Here is a 20,949-nt window from a genome sequence, read left to right as displayed (position 1 = left end):
AACATTGATCTTGATTGGCGCGCGGTGTTTCCCAGGTTGGAACGATCCAGGAGCTCCGGAACTTCACATAAGTTCTCAAGCGAGGTCGATCGTGGCGCCGCGCGCCCGCTCCCGCCGGACCACTTGGTCCGGGGTCGCGTCGTCCACGACCACCCGGTCGAGGTCAGCCAGCCGGACGAGCCGGTGCAGGGCGCGCCGGTCGAACTTGGTGTGGTCGATGAGCGCCACGCTGCGGGCCGCGGACGCGATCAGCGCCCGGCGGGTGATCACCGTGTCGAGCGACTGGATGTAGCAGACGCCTTCGGCCACCGCGGTCGTCGAGAGGAACAGCAGGTCGTAGCGCAGACGGGCGGCGGCGTCGGCGGTGGCCTGGCCGAGGAACGAATCGTAGGCGGCGTCGTACCGGCCGCCGAGCCCGATCAGTTCGATGCCCGGCTGGGCGGCGAGCGCCCGGGTCACCGGCTGGAAGTGCGTGACGACCGTGAGCGGCGCCTTCGCGGGCAGCAGCCGGGCGAGCACGAGCGAAGTCGTGCTGTCATCCAGGGCGATGACCTGGCCGGGCTGGACCTCGGTGCGCACGACCTCGCGGGCGATGGCCAGTTTCGCGTCGACCTGCGCCTGCATGCGGTGTTCGAGGTCGCCGTGGAACGTGGTGGTCGGAGCGCTGGTCGCGCCACCACGCACCTTGTGCAGGAAGCCGAGCCGCTCCAGCTCGTCGAGGTCACGGTGGACGGTCATGATGCTCACGCCGTAGTTCTGGGCCAGCGTGTCGACCCGCACGAACCCGGCCTCGGCGACCTGCCGCCGCATCGCGCCACGCCGAAGCTCGGGGTTGCGCCGTGCGCCATCAGGAATGTTCACGCCGCCCAGCATGCACCAGCTCCCGCGCCAGGTACGTCTCCACCGGCCGGGTACGCTCGAAACGGACGGCGGTGACGGTCAACGGTCGTCCACCTTTTCGTGCTGTACCAGCCGTACCGGCCCGAACAGGCCGGTGCGGGCCTGTCCGGCGGCCACGGCCGACGTGGGTGACGCGTCGTCGAGGTACCCGGCGAGGGTCCCACGGACGACGACCTCCAGTTCGTTGGCTCCCGGTCGGAGCGCGTCCGAGATCTCGCACCGCCAGGGTCCCCAGACCAGCCGGTCGACCAGGTGCCCGTTCACCACGACGTCCGCGGTGCCGCGGACCTCGCCGAGGTCGAGCACGACGCGGCCGGGCGGGGCCCCGATCGTCGTGCGGTACCGGACCAGACCGCCCAGCGCGCGCAGCCCGAGGTCCTCCCAGCTGCGCAGCTCGACCGGCGCCCCGGCTGTCTCCACCTCGATCCCGGCGTCGAGCAGGGCGCCGCCGCGGCGCCCGTCGACCGCGCGGAACCGCAGCTCCACCTGCGTGCCCGCCGACAGCGGTTCGGGGAAGCGGACGCGCTGGCCGTCCGGTTTGTACTCGGTCTCCCCGACCCGCACGAGCACCTCGAGGCCGGTCGGGATCCGCAGCGCCGCCGCGCCGAGGGGGGCCGGGAAGGTCAGCGTTTCCGTGCGCTCTCCGGCCGGCTCGACGTCCGGGACCACGGGCACGACGACGTCGCCGGGAGCGGCCGCGGGTTCGAGCCAGTGCGCGCCGGGCAGGGGGTGCGGCCGCGGGTACAGGCACAGGAAGCGCGGGTCGCGCTTGTGCGTACGGCGCACCTCGCCCCAGTCGGGGCCGCTGACCAGACGCGGGTCGGACGAGTCGACGGCCACCGGTCCGGACGTGACGAGCGTGAGGGTGTTCTCGCCGGACCGGAGGTGTTCGCGCAGGTCGTAGGGGTGGATGCGGATCTCGCGGAAGCCCGGGTAGGGGTTGAAGTCGCCCTGGCGCCCGAGCTCGGTACCGTTCACCAGCACCCGGCAGGCTTCCTCGCTGGCGACCTGCACGATCGCCTCGCCGGGCAGCTCGCCGAGGTCGAAGGTGCGGGTGATCTCGCCGCCGGCGAGCCATTCCGGCCTGCGGTAGGCCGCCGGATCGGTGACGACCGCGAACGACGCTCGCAGTGGGCCGTCCTGGTCGGCGGTGAGCTCGATCTCCACGCGCACCGTCCGGCCGGCCGGGAGCGGGCTGAACGACTGGTACCCGGGGCCGTCGGCAGGCAGTTCCGAGCCGTCGGCGAACACCCGCCGCGCCGCGCTCGCCCCGACCGCGAGGAACAGCCCGTCGCGGTCGGGCAAGGGAAGGTACGTGCGTACCGCGACCGTCTCCCCGACGCGGACGTGCCGCCAGTCGAGGAACTCCTCGGGCACGTAACCCTTGGGGCCCAGCGTTTCCCCGTGTCCCGGGTCGTCACGGATGCCGCGGGACAACGACCAGGTGGCGGGCCGCCACCCGGCCGCGTCCCGGACCTCCGCGAAGACGCCGTACCCGGCCAGGGCATCACCGAACCGCCAGACCTCGACCGGCAGGACCCCGGTGCGGGCCGGGTCGGCGAGGTCGCCGTGCCGGTTGTCCAGTGTGGACTCGGCGACCGCGTGCCAGCCGTCGACGGCCACCGCGCCGACCACGGGCCCGGGTGGGGTCCGGGTCGGCTCGGGCAGGTCGTCGCCGAACACGAGCAGCGTGATCGGACCATCGGTGAAGGCGACCTCCACCTCGCCGTTCACGACGGGGACGTTCGTGCGGTCCCCGGTGCGCGGGTTCCACTGCTGGGCCTGCCCGGTGACCCCGCCGACGCGGGCGACCCGGTCGCCGGGCGGCACGAACTCGTACCCGATGTCGTGCAGCTGCCGCCAGTACTCGTCCCAAGGGAAGCCCTTGTCCGTCCAGTCCTCCCGGTCGAGGTCGATGATCGGCGCGCGGGTGCCGGTGTGCTCGTCGTGCGCGGTGAGCAGCAGGACGTGCCGGTCACCGTGGCGGCGCAGCAGGAACGGGACGTCGGAGGTGATCCGGGATTTCGGGAGCACCGCGGGCACGTCGCCCGGCTCCGCGACCGTGAGCGCGCCCTCGACCGCCGCGCCACCGACGCAGACCACCGTCCCGCCGGCCGCGGCGAACTCGGCGAGCCGGGTCGCCGCGGCCGGGAGCAGCAGCTCGACCTCGGGCAGGACCACCGCGCGGTAGGTCTCCGCGCCGATCCGCAACCCCTCGGCGGTCACCGTTCCCGACGCGATGGTGGCCTCGTCGAGGGTGTCGTGGTCGATCCCGGCCCGCTCCAGCACGCCGCGTTCCTCGGCGAACCACGTACCCACGCCGTTGAGCGCTTGGAAGGTGGCGCCGGCCCGCTCGGCGGGCGGCAGCGGACCGGCCGGCGTGAGGTAGGCCTGTGCGGTGCTGGTCGGCGACAGCAGCACGACGTCGCATTCGTGGGTGCCGGTGGTCAGCACCGAGCACAGCCGGCTCACGGCGCCGGAGAACTGGTGGTAGGAAGGCCAGTACGGCTGGCGCCAGCAGGTCGACGGCGGCGCCCACTCCCACCAGCCGCCCGCGGTCGAGTAGTACACCGCGTGGGGGTCGTAGAGCGTCGCGCCACGGCGCAGGAACGGCGCCAGCCAGTCGTAGGTCTCTTCGAGCGTGCCGCCCCAGCCGGAGGAGTGGAACGCCTCGATCCAGGTGCGCGGGTGCCCGTGCGCGTGGGCGAGGGAGCTGTGCACCTTCACGTCGCCCCAGTGGTCGCTGCCCGGCGCTCCGTAGCCCGAGTGCGTACCCAGGTAGTCGCCGTAGATCCGCACCCCGCCGACCGGGTCGCCCTCGCGCGCCGGGCTGGCCTGGTCGAAACCGCAGATCAGGCCGCGGTGGTCGAACCACTCGGCCAGTGGACCGAAGAACGCGCGACGGGCGAGCCGGGCCCGGTGTTCCTGGTAGTCCCGCCGGATGCGGGCGGACTCGGCGTCCGCGCCTTCGTAGAGCGCGGCCAGCCGCGGCGTCAGGTCGTAGCCGTAGTGCGCGGCGAAGGTTTCCGCGAAGTCGTGCCCCCACGTCGGCAGCGGCGGCAGCTCGTCCTGGAAGAACCCGGGGATCACGGTCCCGAACCAGCGGCCGACGTGCCGTTCCAGTTCACCGTGCACCTGGTCGAGCAGGGCCGCGCAGGCCGCTTCGCCGAAGTAGTCGAAGCCGCTGACGCGGTGGCCGATCGTGCCGTCGGACTCGCGGTGCAGGGCCAGCCCGGCGAACTCCGGGCGGGCCGCGGTGAGGCGGCCCTGGAAGTTCGCCCCGGAGAAGCCGATCTGGTCGTACATCCACAGCTGGAAGCCCAGCTCGGCGGCGTCCGCGCAGGCGCCGTCCAGCAGCTCGATCCACCTCGGACTCAGGAACGGCGGGTCGTCGGCCATCGAACCGAACATCGGCCCGGTGGGCGCCAGGCACATCACCACGGCCTGCCGGACGCCCTGAGACACCAGCTGTTCCATCTGCCACCGGACCCGGTCCCCGGTGACCCGGCCGCCGCTCCACCACCAGATCGGCAGCGGGGAGAACTCGGGGCCGGGATCGGTGAACCGGGTCAGCAGCTCGTCGGAACTCATGCGGTCGCGCGCTCCGTCTCGTTCTGTTCCAGCCCCGCCGCGCCGGGCGCGGCGGGGCGACAACCGGTCGAGGTCATGCGTTCTGCACGCCCGGGACCCGGTCCTCCACCACGAAGCTCGCCCGGGTGGAGACCGGTGCACCCGGCTTCTGCACGTACGGCAGCACCCGGAAGTCGCTCTGCCAGCGCTCCCGGTTCACGTTCACCCGCACGTAGCCGCGCTGCGTGTTGATGAACTTCATGTGTGGGTTGGCGGCGAGGAACCGCTGCGCCTCGTCGGTGGTGTCCGCGCCGTCGCCGCCACTGGTGATCGACGTGCCCACGAACTCCGACGCCACCGTGGGGGAGGTCGGGTCGGCGTAGTCGCGCTTCAGGTCCCACGCGTAGTTCTGGTGCCGGTCGCCCGTGATGACCACCATGTTGCGCACGCCCCGGTCCTGGACCGCCGCCAGCAGCCTGTTCCGGTCGGCGACGTAGCCGTCCCACGGGTCGTACCAGACATCGAGTGCCGGGCCCGGGTCCCGGTCGGTCTGGCCGATCGGGGCCTGGTTGCCCAGGATCTGCCACCGCGCCTTCGAGCGGGAAAAGCCGTCGAACAGCCAGTTCCGCTGCCGGTCGCCGAGGATCGTCCGGTTCTCGTCGAACCGCTCGGTGCAGGTGGTGCCGTTGCCGTCGCCGCAGGGCTGGTCGTCGCGGTACTGGCGGGTGTCGACCATCGTGAGGTCGGCCAGGCGACCGTAGTTCAGCCTGCGGTAGATGTGGATGTCCGGGCCGTCCGGCATCTGCGCGCGCCGGAGCGGCAGGTTCTCGTACATGGCCTGGAACGCCGCCGCCCGGCGTTGGCGGAAGACCGCCGGGTCCTGGTCCGGTTCGGTGTCGACCTTCGAGATGTCGCCGGCCCAGTTGTCCTCCACCTCGTGGTCGTCGAAGGTGGTGATGAACGGGTGGGCCGCGTGGGCGTTCTGCAGCGGCACCTCCGTCTTGTACAGCGAGTACTGCAGCCGGTAGCGCGCGAGGTCCATCGCCTCGGTGTGGAAGCGGGGATCGGTCACCACGCCGCGCCGGTTCGTGCCCACCCCGGACTCGTACACGTAGTCGCCCAGGTGGACGACGAAGGCCACGTCCTCGGCCGCGATGTGGTCGTACGCCGTGAAGTAGCCGTCCTGCCACGCCTGGCACGACGCGAAGGCGAAGTTCAGCTCGCGGGGGTCGGACAACGCCGGGGGCATGGTCCGCGTGCGGCCGGCCGGCGAGATCTCCCCGCCGGTGCGGAACCGGTAGAAGTACTCGTGGTTCGGCGCCAGGCCGTGGATCTCCGGGTGCACCGAGTGGCCCAGGTCCGGCGTGGCGACCACCGAACCGCGCCGCACCACCTGCCGGAACCGCTCGTCCAGGGCGAGCTCGTACTCGACCCGCACCGGTGTGCCCGGCATGCCGCCCTTGCCGTCCACGGCGAACGGGTCGGCGGCGAGCCGCGTCCACAGGACGACCCCGTCCGGCGACGGGTCGCCGGACGCGACACCGAGCGTGAACAGGCTGCCGGCCTTGGGCGCGGCGAACGCGCCGGCGGCGTTCCAGGCGCCGGTGCCCAGCAGCACCGCCGCCGCCCCGGCGCCGCCGAGCCCCAGCGCCCGGCGACGAGACATAGGTGTGGTCAAGACAACCTCCAGTGGTGGGGAATCGTGTCGAGCAGCCTCGCTAGGCGGGTTGCAGTCCGGGGTTTCCGTTCTCCGTCACGAAACTGGCACGGGTCGAGACCGGCGCGCCGGGCCGGGTCACGTACGGCAGGACGCGGAAGTCCGCGCGGCACACCTGTTCGTCGACCGTGCACCGGACGTAGCCGCGCTGGTAGCTGGTGAACTTGATGTGCGGGTTGGCGTCGAGGAGGTCCTGGCCGCCCTGATCGAGGTCCTCACCGTCCATTTTGGTCGAGATGGACGTGCCGACGAACTCCACCCCGATCGTGCGCGAGCCGGGGTCGTCGAAGTCGAGCTTGAGGTCGGCGGCCAGGTGGCGGTGCATGTCGCCGGTCAGCACGACCGGGTTGCCGACCTCGGCCAGTGCGGTGAACAGGCGGTCGCGAGCGGGTTTGTACCCGTCCCAGAAGTCCATGACGAACGCGCGGCCGTCCCCCGGCACCGTGTCGACCTGCGTGACCGGGATCTGCTGCGGGACGATCTGCCACAGCGCTCGTGACCGGCGCAACCCGTCGTACAGCCATTGCTCCTGCTGCGGGCCGAGCACTTGGCGGCCGGGCAGGAGCCGATCGGCGCAGTCGCCGGTCTTGTCACCGCAGGCCTGGTCGGCGCGGTATTGCCGAGTGTCCAAGAGGTGGAAGTCGACGAGCCGGCCGTAGCCGAGCCGCCGGTAGAGCGTCGCTTCGGGCCCGCGGGGCTGGTTCGGCCACCGCAGCGGAAGGTGTTCGTAGTACGCCTGGAACGCGGCCGCCTTGCGCCGGCGGAAGACCGCCGGGTCGTTGTCCGGCTCGCCGTCGGCCTTGGAGAGATCGCCGACCCAGTTGTCCTCGATCTCGTGGTCGTCCCAGACCAGCGCGAACGGATGGGCCTGGTGCGCGGCGATCAGATCCGGGTCGTAGTGGTGCAACGCGTGCCGCAGCCGGTACTGGGTGAGGTCGAACGGCTCCGCGCCGATCTCCGCGGGCACCGGGGTGCCCCGCACGCCCCCGTTGGCGTCGATCCGGTTCTCGTAGATGTAGTCGCCGAGGTGGAAGACCACCGCGATGTCCTCTTCGGACAGATGGCGGTACGCGGTGTAGAAGCCTTCGAACCACGCCTGGCAGGACACGAAACCGAAGTCCAGGGACCGCAGGTGCGCACCCGGCGCCGGCGCGGTCCTGGTCCGGCCGACCGGCGAGACGTCACGACCGGCACGGAACCGGTAGTAGTAGTGCCGGTCGGGTGCCAGCCCGTCGACCTCGACGTGCACCGAGTGGGCCAGCTCCGGTACCGCGACCGTCCGGCCTCTGCGGACCACGCGGCGGAACCGTTCGTCGGCGGCCACCTCCCAGTCGACCGTGATCTTGCGCTGGGGCATGCCGCCGAGGCCGTCCAGCGCAAGGGGTTGCGGCGCGAGCCTCGTCCACAGGACGACGCTGTCCGGCCACGGGTCGCCCGACGCGACCCCCAGTGCGAACGGGTCGGCGGAGAACCGCGGGTCCGCCCAGCTGCTGCTCGCCGAGAACCCGGTCGCCGCGGCGGCGAGTCCTGCCGCAGCACCGGACAACAGCACCTCGCGCCGTCCGATCGCCATCGACCGTCACCCCTTCAGGCCACTGGAGAAACCTTTGATCACGTACTTCTGCAGCACCAGGAAGATCGCCAGGATCGGCAGCGCCGCCAGCACCAGACCGGCGAACACGAGGCCGTACTCGGAGACGTACTGGCCGACGAAGGAGAAGATCCGCACCGGGATCGTCTCCTTCGCCGACCCGCCCAGGTACAGCAGCGGGGTGAAGAAGTCGTTCCAGATGAACACCGCGTTGAGGATCAGCACCGTGCCGGTGATCGGCCGCAGCAAGGGGAACACGACCTGCGTGAACGCTCTCAGGTGCCCGGCGCCGTCGATCAGCGCGGCGTCCGCGTAGTCGCTCGGCAGGGCCCGGATGAACCCGGTGTAGAGGAAGATCGTGAACGGCAGCTGGATGCCGGTGTAGAAGATGACCATCCCCTGGTACGTGCCCAGCAACCCGGCGTCGTCGACCAGCTTGAACAGCGGGATCATGCCGAGCTGGAACGGCAGCACGATGCCGAGCAGGAACAGCACGTACATGCCGTAGCCGAGCCCGGTCCGGCGGCGGGCGATGAAGTACGCCGCGAACGAGCCCACGGCGATCAGCAGCAGCACGCTGGTGACGGTGATCAACGTGCTGTTCAGCAGGGCGGAACCGAACGACGCGCGTTCCCAGGCGGCACCGAAGTTGCCGAACGTCGGTGCCGTCGGCGGCGACAGGGGCGACGCCGCGACCTGCTGCGGGTCCTTGAGGGACAACGTCACCAACGCGTACACAGGGAACAGGAAAGCGAGTGCGACGGCGATCATCAACAACTCCAGAGCGAACGTCCGGAGTCCATAGCGGAAACTCATCAGGCCGTCACCTCCCTTCCCCGCAGGAGCTGCACCTGCACCAGGGAGATCGCCGACACGAACAGCGCCAGCACGAGCGCGATCGCCGTGGAGTACCCGTAGTTGCCGAACACGAACGCCTGCTTGTACAGCACGGTCGACAGCGTCTCGCTCGCGTAGCCCGGCCCGCCGTTCGTCGCCGCGTACACCTGATCGAACAGCTTCAACCCGCCGATGGTCGAGAGCATCACGTTGACGGTCACGGCCGGGGCGAGCAGCGGCCACGTCACGTGGCGGAACCGCTGCCAGCGCCCCGCGCCGTCGATCATCGCGGCCTCGTGCAGGTTGTCCGGCACGGACTCCAAGCCGGCCAGGAAGATCACCATCGAGTAGCCGGCGAACTGCCACACGACCATGAACGCCACCGACCACAGCGCGAGATCCGGGTCGCCGAGCCAGTCCTGCCGCCAGCTCCCGAGGCCGATCGCGCCGAGCAACCCGTTCAGCCCCTCGCCGGGTTTCGGGTTGTACACGTACTTCCACAGGAACGCGACCATCACCGGGCTGACGACCGCGGGTGCGAAGAAGATCACCCGCAGCAGGGCCCGCGACTTGATGTGAGTGTGCACCCCGAGCGCGAGCAGCAGCCCGATCCCGTTCTGCACCAGCACGATCGCGATCGTCAGCAGCAGCGTGTTGACGACCGAGCCTCGCGCCGCGTCGTCGTCCCACAGCTTGGTGAAGTTGTCGAACCCGACGAACGACCAGTCGCCGATCCCGGTCCAGTCGGTGAACGCGTAGACGACGCCGGTGCCGGTCGGGTAAAGCACGACGACCGCGTAGACGAGCAGCGCGGGTACCGCGAACCACCAGGGCGGCAGCATGAACCGGCGTGTCCTCCCGCGCACCCGTCAGCCCTTCCGGTAGGTGTCGTCGAGCTTCTTGAGCGCCTCGGGGATCGTGGTCTTGCCCCCGAGGAGCTCCTGCACGGCCGCGAAGTGCGCGGGCTGCACCTCGGCGTTCGGCCACGCCTGGTCCATGAACGGCACCGCCTTGTCGTTCTTCATGTAGGGGAGGAACGAGTCGAGGGCCGGATCGATCTTCGAGCTCGAGTCCTGCACCAGCGGAACGCAGGCGACCGCCTCGGCCCACGCGTTGACGTTCTTCTGCTCGCCGAGGAATTCGATGAACGCCTTGGCCTGGTCGAGCTTCTTGCTGCGCGCGCTGACACCGAGTCCCACGACGATGCCGGCCGGGATCCACCCGCCGTCGGCGGTGTCCCCGCCGGGTACCGGGAACATCGACAGGTCGTCGGCGTTCGTGGCGGCCTTGCGGAAGTCCGGCAGCACGGCCGACACCTGGATCGCCATGCCGGCTTCGCCGGTCGCGACCATGGACGTCTGCTGCTCGAACGTCGTGCCGTTCGGGTTGTCGTTGAAGTAGCCGCGCTTCTGCAGGTCCAGGTACATCTCGAAGGCGTCGGCCCACCCGGAGCCGGCGAAGCTGGCCTTGCCGTCGGCCATCTTCTTGTCGAAATCCGGGTCCTTGGCGTACACGGTGGACGGCACGAGCGCGTAGGTGATCAGCTGCGTGACCCACGGGGTCTGTGCGGCGAGCGCGATCGGGATCTTGCCCGACTGCTTGAGCTTCTCGCAGACAGCGAGGAATTCCGGCCAGGTGGTGGGCATCGCGGTGATACCCGCGTCGGCGAAGACCTTCTTGTTGTAGATCGCGCCGATCACGCTCGCGCCGGCGGAGTAGAAGTAGGTCTTGCCATCGATCTGGAACGCGGGCTTGAAGTTGTCCGGGATCTTCGTCGTCCACTCCTGGTCCGACAGGTCGGCGAGCAGGTTGGCCTTGGCGATCTGCGCCATGCTCATCGCGCTGCCGTTGCCCGGGTAGACGACGTGGATGTCGGGCGCGTTGCCGGCGCCGAGCTGCGTGCGCACCGAGGTCTGCACCTGGTCGGTGGGCGCGTAGGAGGCGTTGAACTTCACCTTGCCGTAGGCCTTGGTGAGCTCGTCGAGCGGCTTCTGCTGGTCGGCGACGCCGACGAGCCGCAGCGGGTCGTCACCACTTCCCGATCCGCCGCACGCGGTGAGCGCCGCCATGGCGGCCGCGCCGCCGGTGAGCGCGAGGAATCCGCGCCGGCTGAGGTTGTCGATTGTCATGGTTTCTCCTGGGGTGGCGGCGCTGCCGCGGTGAAATGGAAGGTCCCCGAGGTAAGCCGGCAGACGAGCGTCCCGGGCTCGACGTGGACGACCCGAACGCCGGCGGCCTCCCGCACCGGCAGGTCCCGCTCCCGCACGCCGCCCGGGTCGGCGGTGGGGACGTGCACAGTCGCGGTCGCGCCGGGCGGCACCGAGACGTCCATCCTCAGCACACCGTCCACTCTGGACCACGCGCTGCTGGTGGTGCCACGGACCGACTCGTACCGCGCGCTCGCCCGGCCGAGACGGCCCAGCCGGGGGCGGATGAGCAGGTCACGGTAGCCGACGGAGTCCGGGGCCTGGTCGAGGCCGGCGACTCCCCGGTACAACCACTCGCCGACCGAGCCGAGCGCGTAGTGGTTGAACGAGTTCATGGCCGGTACCTGGAAGCCGGCTTCCTCCGTGTAGCCGTCCCAACGCTCCCAGATCGTGGTCGCGTTGTGCCGCAACGGGTACAGCCACGACGGCGGCTCGGTCCTGCGCAGCAGGGCGTGCGCGAGGTCAGGGTGGCCGTGCTGGTCGAGTACGGGCGCGATGAGCGAGACGCCGAGGAAACCCGTGGTGACGGCCGGCCCGGCGTCCGTGACCAGTTCGACCAGCCGGTCGACCGCGAGGGGCACGAGGTCGTCCGGCAACAGCTCGAAGGCGAGCGCCAACAGGTAACCGGTCTGGGTGTCGCCGGCTATCCTGCCCCGCTCTGTCGTGAACGTTTCCACGAACGTCTTGCGGATGTGGGCCGCGAGATTCAGGTGGTGCGTGTTCTCTTCGCCGAGAACCGCCGCCGCACGGCCGGTCAGCTCGGCGCTGCGCGCGAAGTAGGCGGTGGCGACGACCTCGCGCGGGGTGGGGGTGAGCGCCAGCCAGTCGGCGAAGTGCGGGCCGACCTTGTGGCGCCACACCAGGTCCGGGTTGTGGCGGTGGACGAAGTCGACCCACCGGACCATGGCGTCGAGGTTGTCGGTGAGCACCTGCTCATCGCCGTAGGTGCGGTAGAGGTGCCACGGGATCAGGACGCCGGCGTCGGCCCAGCCCGGGGCACCCTCGTCGGCGACGCCGGCGAGTTTCGGCGCCACGTTGGTGAAGCCGCCGTCCGGTGACTGTGCACCGCGCACCTCACGCAGCCAGCCGGCGAAGAACGCGGCGACGTCGGCGTTGTAGCACGCGGTCGGCAGGAAGACCTGGGCGTCCGCGAGCCAGCCGAGCCGCTCGTCGCGTTGCGGGCAGTCGGTGGGGACGGACACGAAGTTGCCGCGCTGGCCCCACTGGATGTTGTGGTGGAGCCGCTGGATGGCCGGGTCGTCGCAGGCGAACTCGCCGGCCGGCGGAGTGTCGCTGCCGAGCACGACCGCCGTTATGTCGTTTTCGGACAGCTCGGTCAGCCCGGTCACCTCGGCGTACCGGAAGCCGTGGTAGGTGAAGCGCGGTTCGAAGGTGACGGTCGCTTCGGCGCCGGCGACCAGGATGTCGGTGGCCTCGGCGGTTCTCAGGTTGTCGGTGTGGAGTGTGCCATCGATGTTCAGGGCCTCGCCGTGCCGGACCACCACGCGGTCGCCCGGGTGGAGGCCGCGGGCCGTGAGGCGGACCCGGCCCGCGACGTTCTGCCCGAAGTCGACGATGTAGCCGTTTTCGCCGGGTGCAACCGACTTCGCCGGCAGCTCCTCGGTCACCCGTACCGGGGGCGCGACCGCGGGGGTGAGCCGCGTGTGGTCGTCGCCGGTCACGACCGCCGGGCGCCACGGCTCGGGTTCGCGGCGCAGGTCGTGGCACTCCCCCATCAGCAGGTCCGCGTACCGGGTCGTGGCGCGGCGGGACTGCCAGGTGCCGTCGGTGCCGATGATCTCGCCGTCGAAGTGCAGTTCGGCGATCAGTTCGGGAAAGGTGCCGTAGTGGGCGCCGGAGCGGCGCGGGTCGAAGCCGACGTAGCCGCTCCACCAGCCGTCAGCGACGGTGACCTCGAGAAGGTTGTCCCCGGGCTGGAGAAGCTCGGTGACGTCGTGGGTCTGGTAGTCGACGCGGTCGCGGTAGTCGGTCCAGCCGGGGGCCAGCTCGTGGTCGCCGACGCGGTGACCGTTGAGGTGCGCTTCGTACAGGCCGCGTGCCGTGATGTACAGGCGGGCGTTGTCCGGGGTGGTCCGGACCGTGAACTCGCGCCTCAGCTCGACGGGCGGCCGCAGACCGTGGTCCGGTAGCGCGACAGCACCCTCGTCGGGTGCGTCCACGACGTCCACATCGGAGGGATCGTGGGTGATCCAGCTCGCGGTCCAGTCGTCGTGGCCGGTCTCGAACCACGAGCCGGCGGAGTTGGCGAGCTCGTCGGCCGAGGTGACGGTGACCTGCCAGTGGTAGCGGGTTCGCGGCGCCAGTTCCGGGCCCCGCACCGACACCGCGGCCGGGTCGGCGACCTCGCCGGAGTCCCAGACGGTCTCGTCGCCCGAGGACGCCGCTGTCACCACCACGCGGTAGCTGACGGGCTCGTCGCCGCGGCGGGTGGACCTCAGGCGCCAGGACAACAGGGGCGCCTGGGTGCCGATGCCGAGCGGCGCGACGTGGTGCTCGCAACGCAAGCCGTACGGGGCCAGCGTCGCGGTGAGGTCGTCGGTCATGCCGCTCCGATCACATGTCAACGATGAGATGTGAAGTTAACACCGATGAGTGTGACGTGGAGCGTAGAGAGCCGGATTGAAACGTGTCAAGAACCGGTTGCGACCTCGTACGCCACCTGGTGCTCGGCCAGCTCACGCAGGGCTTCCGCGTCCGCGCCGTCGTCGACGACGACCCGCTCGAACACCTCCAACGGCGCGACCCGGTGCAGCGCGACCCGGCCGAGCTTGGTGTGGTCGAGGAGCAGGATGTTCCGGCTGGCCGCGGCGAGCATGGCCCGCTTGACCGAGACGATGTGCTGCTCCTGGTGGTAGGCGAACCCGGCGGAGACCGCGGAGGTGGAGACGAAGCAGAGGTCGACCCGGAACGACTCGATCGCGTCGACGCAGGATATGCCGAGGAAGGAGTCGTGGAGGGGGTCGTAGTCGCCGCCGAGGGCCATGAGGCGGATGTCGCGCTCGCGGGCCAGCAGGTTCATGACCTCGAGGAAGTTGGTGACCACGGTGAGCGGCGTGATCCCGACCAGGCGGCGCGCGAGCGCCAGCGCGGTCGTGGAGTCGTCGAGCATGACCGCCATCCCGGGCTCGACCAGCGCGGCGGCCCGCTCGGCGATGGCGTCCTTGGCGTGGCGCATGGACTTCATGCGGTAGGCGACGTTGCTCTCGAAGACCCCGGACGGCTGCGCGGTGACCCCGCCGCGGTACTTGCGCACGATCCCCTGGCGTTCGAGCTCGTCGAGGTCACGGTGGATGGTCATGAGGCTGACGCCGAACTGCTCCGCCAGCTCGGCGGCGCTCACCGAGCCGGCGGACAGCACGTGGTCGGCGACTGCCTTCCGCCGCCAGTCCGGCCCGCGACGGGTGCTGTGGTCCTCGGTCATGCGCCTCTTAACATTTTTCGCGTCAACATCACACAGCCTGTAACAATCCGGGCACGCAGGTCAAGGGCCGAAAGGGCCCCAAAGCAACCCGGAGATCCGCCGATCAGCGTAGACCCCGGCGGTGGGCGGCTCCCCGGGCGCTCGTTCCTGTCGGTGCTCAGCGGTCGCGTGAAGCCACCGTGATCCGGGAGCTACCGGCTGAATGCCGACCGGCTGAATGCCGTCCGGCCGTGCCGATGCACGCCCATCCGCAACGCCATCAGAACACCCACAACCGTTGAAGGGCAACAAACCTCGTACATCGGTCAGGTGACGGATGTCTGCAGTCCGCGCGCCGCGAAGCATTGCTCTACGGAGCCCGACGCTCCGACCTCGACGCCGAGGAGGAGCGATGTCGCGTGCTACCACCACCGTCTCCACCGTTGTGATCTTCATCCTGGCCATCAACTTGCGGCCGGCCGTGACGAGCCTGGGTGCGGCACTGCCGGACATCTCGGTCGCCGGTGATCTCGTCGCCGCGGTGCTCGTCGCGTTGCCCCTGTGGGCGATCGGCCTCGGCGGCTGGGCGACGCCGTGGCTCTGCGCCCGGGTGGGGACGCACCGGACCGTCACCGTGGCCCTCGTCGGGCTGGTGCTGTCGCTGGCCGGGCGGGTCCTCGGGGGCTCGGCAGAGCTTCTGGTCGGGACGGCGCTGGCGTGCCTGTCCATCGCCGTGCTCGGCACCATGCTGCCGCTGCTGGCCAGGGGTTCCGCCGCCTTCACCTTCGGGCTCGGGCTCGGCAGCACGGCCGGTGCGCTGGTCACACCCACGGCGATCATGTCGTCGTCGTGGCGAGTCGCCCTCGGCCTGTGGGCGACCGCGGCCCTGCTGGCCCAGCAGGTGTGGCGGCGCACCCCCGGCGAATTCGCGTCGCCGCCGGCCGCCACCGGGGCGACGCCGGCCGCCGCTCTGACCATCCACTTCGGACTCATTTCGACGGTGACGTTCCTGGTCATGGGGTGGCTCCCCGGCATCCTGCGCGACGCGGGTGTTCCGCCGACGACCGCGGGCGCGTGCCTCGCGTTGTCGATGGCCATGGGGTTGCCCATGATGTGCCTGGTCCCCGGGTGGACACGCCGGTGGCGCAACCGGACCCTGCTCGTCATCGCCCTGGCCACGCCCAACGTCATCGGCGTGACCGGCCTGCTCGTCGCGCCCGCGGCCGCGCCTTGGCTGTGGGCCGCGGCCACCGGCACGGGCATGGGGTCGCTCGCGTTCGCCCTGACGACGATCTCGTTGCGCAGCAAGGACAGCTCACTGGCGCTGTCCGCCGTGGTCCAGGGCGTGGGGTACGTCATCGCCGGCTTCGGCGTGCTGGCCTGCGGCTGGCTGCACACCTACACCGGCACCTGGCAAACCCCGCTGCTGCTGGTGCTGGCGATCCTGATCGGCCAGGTCTACAGCGGGCACGTCGCGGTTTCACGCCGGACTCCGGCGTCGCCGGTTCCGCACCCTCTCGTCGTGCGCCGCCAGGGGGAGGTTCCGGAGGTCGGGGTCTGACGTCCACCGCACCACGCACCCCCCTTCGGGAACTTCCGGGAGCCGTCGGCCCGAAGCTCAGCCCGAGGCGGACTGGTGGCGGGCGGCTTCCCGGGCGATGTCGATGCGCGAATGCACGCCGAGCTTGGTCAGGATGTGCGAAACGTGCGTGCCGACCGTGCGCCGGGACAAGTAGAGGCGGGCCGCGATCTGGGGGTTCGACAGGCCTTCGACCACGAGCGCGGCGATCCTGCCCTCGGTCGGGGTGAGGCTGTCCCACCCGTGCGTGGTCTGGCGGTGCTTCACCGTCGGGCCACGCCGGATGCCGAACGCCCGGAACACGGCGCGCAGCCTCGCCACGTCCCATTGCGCGTCCAGCTCCGAGTAGAGGTCGATGGCGTGGGTGAAGGCGGCCCGCGCCGAACCGCGGTCTTCGGCCTGGGCTTCGGCGAAGGCGATCGCGGCGGCTTCAAGGGCCTTGGCCCGGGAGAGCGGCCGGCCCGCGTCGCGGTAGCCGTCGGCGGCACCCAACAACATCGTCGGGTCCCGCTCGAGCAAGCCGCCGCAGTACAGGGCCAGCGCGCGGCGGTGTGGAACGGCGGACTCGGCGGCGATGGCGCGCGCCCGGGTCACGATCTCCGCCGCGGTCCGCACGTCGCCGATCGTCGTGGCCAGCCGGGCGGCGTCCCCCAGCAGTTCCTCCCCCGCGTCTTCGCCGGCCGGCACGGCGGTCAGCACCGCGAGGGCTCGCTCCGGTGCGCCGGCGTGCTCGAAGGCGAGGGCGCGGGCCCGCACCAGGGGTTCCACGACCTGGTCGCCGATGCGTTCCGAGTACAGCGCCGCGACGTCGAGGTGCCGGCGGGCCGCGGCCGTCTCGCCGCGGTGGAAGTGGATGATCGCGGCGACGCCGTGGTCGCAGCACACCACGCCCGGGTCCTTGCGGTCGTCCGCGACGACGTCCACCTCGGCCAGCGCGTCGTCCCACCGGCCGGCGCCCAGCAGCAACCGCCCGATCGCGCTCTGGACCTGGGTCAGCCGCGCGACGCTGCCGGTGCGGTCGGCCAGCTCGCGCGCCTGCCCGGCGGCGGCGAGCGCGTCGGTGTAGCGGTCGAGCGCGCCGAAGGTGACCGACTGGTTGATGCGCAGCAGCAAGGTGAGGTCGATCAGCGTCGGGTCGCCCCGCACGACGGCCATCGCGCGCTCGAACAGCGGCAGCGCGGCGGCCCACTCGCCCCGCGTCATCGCGCCCTGGCTCAGCACGTGCAGCGCCCACCCGGTCGCCCAGCGATCTTCGACCGGGCCGAGCTCCGCCAGCGCCGCCGAGGCGGCCCGGCCCGCGGAGTCGACCTCACCGAGGTCGCGGCGCGTCCGCGCGATGAGCACCAGCAACCTCGCCCGGTGCCGGGCCTGCAGCCCCGGCCGGGTCAAGGCGTCGTTCAGCGCGGCGAGGGACTCGGCGGAACGCCCGGTCGTCCCGCGGCACTGGACGACCGTCGTGTGCAGGTCGACACGCACGTCAGGGTCGCGGACGCGGTCCAGGGCGCGGCAGGCGATCCGCTCGGCTTGGGCCACGTTGCCCACCCGGTAGTACGCGTCGGCCAACCGGCAGGCCAGCGCGCCGGTCACGACGTCATCGAGCGGCGCGTCCCGCACCGCCCGTCGCAGGAGCGCGACGGCCACCACGGGTGCCTGGCCGATCAACGGCGTGGCCACGTCGAGCAACCACCGCACGGCCCAGTCCGGAACCGGCACCCGGCTGTCCGTCGTGGACACCATGGGCAGCAGCTGCCGCGCGACCCGCTCGACCGGGGCGTCCGCCTCGGCCAGCGCCCACGCGGCGGCCTGGTGCCAGGCGATGCGGACCGCCGTCGGCATCTCGTCGTACAACGCCCTGCGGATCAACGGGTGCCGGAACGCCAGGTCGTCACCGGCCGCCACCAGCACCCCGGCGGCGCGTGCCTCGTCGAGGGCGGGCAGCAGGTCGGCGAGCGAGCAGTTCGTCACGGTCACGAGGTCCCCGACCGAGAAGCCGTCCCCGAGCAGTGCCGCCGCCCGCAGTACGGTCCGCGCCGCCTCGGACAAGAAGCCCAGCCGGTCCGCGATCGCCTCCGGCAGCGAGTCCGGCGTGGCCGTGCCGGTCAGCTCCACGACGCCGGCGGTGTCGACTTCCAGGCACGAGCTCCTGGTCAGCGCGTCGAGCAGTTCGGTGAGGTACAAGGGGTTCCCGGCCGCGCCGGCGGCCAGCTCCGCAAGCCGGGCACCCGGCTTGCCGCCGGCCAGTGCGGCCACCAGCTCGAGCACCGCCGGTTCCGCCAGCCGGCCCAGGCGGAGCCGCTCGGCCTGCCCGACGATCCGGAAGAGCGTCCGCAGGTCGTCGCGGCGCGGCACTGGGCGCAGCACGCCGATCAGGAGCAGCGGGAGCTGCCGGACCGAGCGGGCGAGCCGGCTCCACACCGCCACCGTCGTGCGATCGGCCCACTGCAGCTCGTCGACGACCAGCATGGCCGGTCCGTCCTGGCAGAGCTGGTCCACCAACGCGATCACCTGCTCGGCGGCCGCGGCGGCGAGGTCGGCACCCTTCCCCGCGACGGCTCCGCCACCCAGCAGCTCCGAGATGGCATCACGACGCGGATCCCGCGTGACCGGCGTGATCCGCAAGGCATCGAGGAGCGGCAGCAACGGCAGCGCCTGCCCGAGCTCGTCGCCGGCACCCCAGTACACCTGGCAACCCGCAACGGTGGCGGCCGTGCAGGCGGCGCGGACCAGCGCGGACTTGCCGATACCGGGCTCGCCGTCCACCAGTACGGCGCGGCCGCGACCCGCGGCCACATCACGGATCCAGGCGACCAGCCGGGACAGCTCGCCGTCCCGGCCGACCAGCAACTCAGTACCGTCCGTGAGCGGTCGCACACCGGGATTTTAGAAGTAAAACCTGTTCCCCAACAAGAGGTGTACTTGGGCAGCCCGGAACGGGCCGGCCGTAGCCGAGACTTCCCCCCGAGGAAACATCCCGTTCAATAAATGCTCCGATTTGTTATCTTGGCGTGGGCGCCGCCGCCGGACATTGGTGGATCATCAACTTCCCACCGGCAGCCGGCGGAATGAGGCCGGCGCACCGAGCGGTCGCCGCCGGCGTGGCCCGGTCCGGACAAATGTGGGACGACAGCGTCTCGTCCGGCGAAATCGGTGGCAACGAAGGGCATCGTCCCCTCCACCCACAGCCGGGCCAACTCCCAGCCGCGGCCATTCCGCGTCCCGGGGACGGGGCATTCGACGATTTCGACGAGCCGCAGCCATCGCCTTTCCTTCGTAGACGACCTTCGTGAATTGACCGAGATCGAGCCGGCTGCGGCAGCGGGTTTGATTTCGATGGAGCGGACTCGCCGGGTTCGTCGTCGTGGTGGTATCGCCGTCGATCCATTGTTTCCGCCTTGGTCGACGCCCTCGGGTCAGGTTTCCGCACTCCACCAGTGGCCCGGGTCGGGCCGGACGGGATCCGGGCCCGCTCCGCGTCACGCAAAGCCCGCTGATAGCCGCCCCTGCGTATGGATCATGAGGGTGAGCGCCGGCGAGCCGGCGTGCGAGTCCGTCGACGCCGGCCGGCACCCGACCGCGCCGCCGGCGAACGGCAAGGGCCAAACCGGCCCGGCTCGAATCCGCGATCCCGGCGTCCCTCCCTCCGGAAATCAGTGGCCACCCCCTTTGCCAAGCAGTAATTCGTAGAACCCTTCGATGCTCGGCGACAAAACAAGATCGTCGATCAAGAATTCATGCCCCCATTCCGGTGAAATCCGGAGCCCGGTGCACATCACGCATTGTCAAGGGCCACCAGGGCCCCTACAGTGGCCTGCCTGACGCCGGGACGTAAATCACACACCTTCCCCGGATTCGGTACACCAACCGTCATCTCCTGCGAGGAGCAGGCCTTGTTTGGAATTGCCAGCAGCGGCCGGGTGCGCGCTCGCCACGCCGCGCTCGCCCTCACGGCCGTCACGATCGTCACCGGCTGCGGCGCACTCGGTTCGGACAACTCGAACGCCTTGTCGAGCGGCAGCGACCTGGAGAAGGCGACGCTGAAGATCTCGATCCTGCCCACCACGGACCTCGCGCCGTTTTGGCTGGCCCAGGACAGCGGCTACTTCCAGGCCGAAGGCCTCACCGTCGAGTCCGTCGTCGCCGCCAGCGGTCAGGCCTCGCTGACGAAGTCGGTCTCGGGCGAAGCCGACATCGCGTTCTCGACATACCCCCCGTTCTTCGCCGCAAACAGCACCGGCGCCGCCGACATGCAGCTGGTCGCCGACGCGACGTCGGTCAACGCGAAGTCCAATGCGATCGTCACGGTTCCCAATTCGCCGGTGAAAACAATCTTCGACCTGGCCGGTAAGAAGATCGCCATCACGGCCAAGAACACCGCCTCGGATCTTCTTACCCGCTCGGTGATGCAAGACCACGGCGTGGCGTTCGACAAGGTGAAATGGATTTTGATCCCGCTGCCGAACATCGCGGCCGCGCTACAGCAGGGGCAGGCCGATGCCGCGTACCTGCCGGAGCCGTACATCACGCAGGCCGCCAAGACGGCCGGCGCGATTCCCGTGATCGACATCAACACCGGTGCGACCCAGGACTTCCCGCTGACCGGCTACGGCGCGACGAGGAAGTGGGTGCAGGAGAACCCGAAGACCCTGTCCGCGTTCCAGCGTGCGATGCAGAAGGCCACCCACGATGCCACGAACGACCGCGCCAAGGTCGAGCCGCTGCTGGTGAGATTCGCCAAGATCGACGAAGACACCGCCAAGTTGCTCACCTTGCCGGGCTACGGCTCCTTCCTGGACCCGCGGCGCCTGCAACGGGTACCGGACCTGCTGCTGCAACTCGGGGCCATCCCGTCTCCGATCGACGTGAACTCGATGATCGGACCGCAGACGCGAAAGTGACTCAGCGTCGAGCGGGTCCGACTCGGCCAAAGCCGCTGAAGGCAAACGGTGGCGGCGGCTCGAACCCGATCCGGTCAGCGCGCCGGTCGTGCAGCGCAGCTACGCCGAGTACCTCGCCTGCCGCGGGAAATCCGGACATCCCTGCCCTATCCGCCCGTGCAGTCTTCATGTCCACCCGTGCACCCGGGTGGGTCGCTCTTCTCAACACGGCGGGCATTGGCCAAGATGGACG

The 20,949-nt window shown here is 70.6% G+C and carries 12 protein-coding genes; 2 read left to right on the top strand and 10 right to left on the bottom strand.

Annotated elements, in window-relative coordinates; all coding sequences use genetic code 11:
- Window positions 1–75 precede the first annotated feature (75 nt).
- The 9 genes from AB0M80_RS39575 to AB0M80_RS39535 all read right to left on the bottom strand — a co-directional run bounded on the left by AB0M80_RS39575 (window position 76) and on the right by AB0M80_RS39535 (window position 14,264).
- On the bottom strand, window positions 76–861 hold the full coding sequence (locus AB0M80_RS39575) for a DeoR/GlpR family DNA-binding transcription regulator (protein WP_364575204.1): 786 nt from the start codon (window positions 859–861) through the stop codon (window positions 76–78).
- A 78-nt stretch (window positions 862–939) separates the two neighbouring features.
- The gene (locus AB0M80_RS39570; protein WP_364575202.1) at window positions 940–4,491 is read right to left on the bottom strand and encodes a hypothetical protein; all 3,552 of its coding nucleotides are present in this window, start codon (window positions 4,489–4,491) and stop codon (window positions 940–942) included.
- A 73-nt stretch (window positions 4,492–4,564) separates the two neighbouring features.
- Window positions 4,565–6,136, bottom strand: coding sequence for an alkaline phosphatase D family protein (locus tag AB0M80_RS39565; RefSeq protein WP_364575231.1), 1,572 nt, complete (start codon window positions 6,134–6,136; stop codon window positions 4,565–4,567).
- 52 nt (window positions 6,137–6,188) lie between these two features.
- Entirely contained in the window at window positions 6,189–7,760 is a 1,572-nt protein-coding gene (locus tag AB0M80_RS39560) for an alkaline phosphatase D family protein (protein WP_364575200.1), read from the bottom strand.
- 6 nt (window positions 7,761–7,766) lie between these two features.
- Window positions 7,767–8,594, bottom strand: a complete 828-nt coding sequence (locus AB0M80_RS39555) for a carbohydrate ABC transporter permease (RefSeq protein ID WP_364575198.1) — start codon at window positions 8,592–8,594, stop codon at window positions 7,767–7,769.
- Window positions 8,594–9,457 carry a sugar ABC transporter permease gene (locus tag AB0M80_RS39550; RefSeq protein WP_364575196.1) on the bottom strand — a complete coding sequence of 288 codons (864 nt, stop codon included), beginning with the start codon at window positions 9,455–9,457 and terminating at the stop codon, window positions 8,594–8,596. The genes AB0M80_RS39555 and AB0M80_RS39550 overlap by 1 nt, the downstream gene beginning before the upstream one ends.
- 27 nt (window positions 9,458–9,484) lie before the next feature.
- The gene (locus tag AB0M80_RS39545) at window positions 9,485–10,744 is read right to left on the bottom strand and encodes an extracellular solute-binding protein (RefSeq protein WP_364575194.1); all 1,260 of its coding nucleotides are present in this window, start codon (window positions 10,742–10,744) and stop codon (window positions 9,485–9,487) included.
- The gene (locus AB0M80_RS39540; RefSeq protein ID WP_364575192.1) at window positions 10,741–13,386 is read right to left on the bottom strand and encodes a family 78 glycoside hydrolase catalytic domain; all 2,646 of its coding nucleotides are present in this window, start codon (window positions 13,384–13,386) and stop codon (window positions 10,741–10,743) included. The genes AB0M80_RS39545 and AB0M80_RS39540 overlap by 4 nt, the downstream gene beginning before the upstream one ends.
- A gap of 86 nt (window positions 13,387–13,472) precedes the next feature.
- Window positions 13,473–14,264, bottom strand: a complete 792-nt coding sequence (locus AB0M80_RS39535; protein WP_364575190.1) for a DeoR/GlpR family DNA-binding transcription regulator — start codon at window positions 14,262–14,264, stop codon at window positions 13,473–13,475.
- Window positions 14,265–14,655: 391 nt separating this feature from the next.
- Here AB0M80_RS39535 and AB0M80_RS39530 point away from each other — a divergent pair, with 391 nt between their 5' ends.
- Window positions 14,656–15,804, top strand: coding sequence for an MFS transporter (locus tag AB0M80_RS39530; RefSeq protein ID WP_364575188.1), 1,149 nt, complete (start codon window positions 14,656–14,658; stop codon window positions 15,802–15,804).
- Between the two features lie 57 nt (window positions 15,805–15,861).
- Here AB0M80_RS39530 and AB0M80_RS39525 read toward each other — a convergent pair whose 3' ends face one another.
- The gene (locus AB0M80_RS39525) at window positions 15,862–18,693 is read right to left on the bottom strand and encodes an AAA family ATPase (protein ID WP_364575186.1); all 2,832 of its coding nucleotides are present in this window, start codon (window positions 18,691–18,693) and stop codon (window positions 15,862–15,864) included.
- A 1,016-nt stretch (window positions 18,694–19,709) separates the two neighbouring features.
- Here AB0M80_RS39525 and AB0M80_RS39520 point away from each other — a divergent pair.
- Window positions 19,710–20,717, top strand: coding sequence for an ABC transporter substrate-binding protein (locus AB0M80_RS39520; RefSeq protein WP_364575184.1), 1,008 nt, complete (start codon window positions 19,710–19,712; stop codon window positions 20,715–20,717).
- Window positions 20,718–20,949: the final 232 nt, after the last annotated feature.

The sequence above is a fragment of the Amycolatopsis sp. NPDC051045 genome (assembly GCF_040682955.1).
Classification (GTDB): domain Bacteria; phylum Actinomycetota; class Actinomycetes; order Mycobacteriales; family Pseudonocardiaceae; genus Amycolatopsis.
The sequence above is the reverse complement of the archived record's forward strand: the minus strand, read 5'-3'. Positions and strand labels throughout refer to the sequence as shown.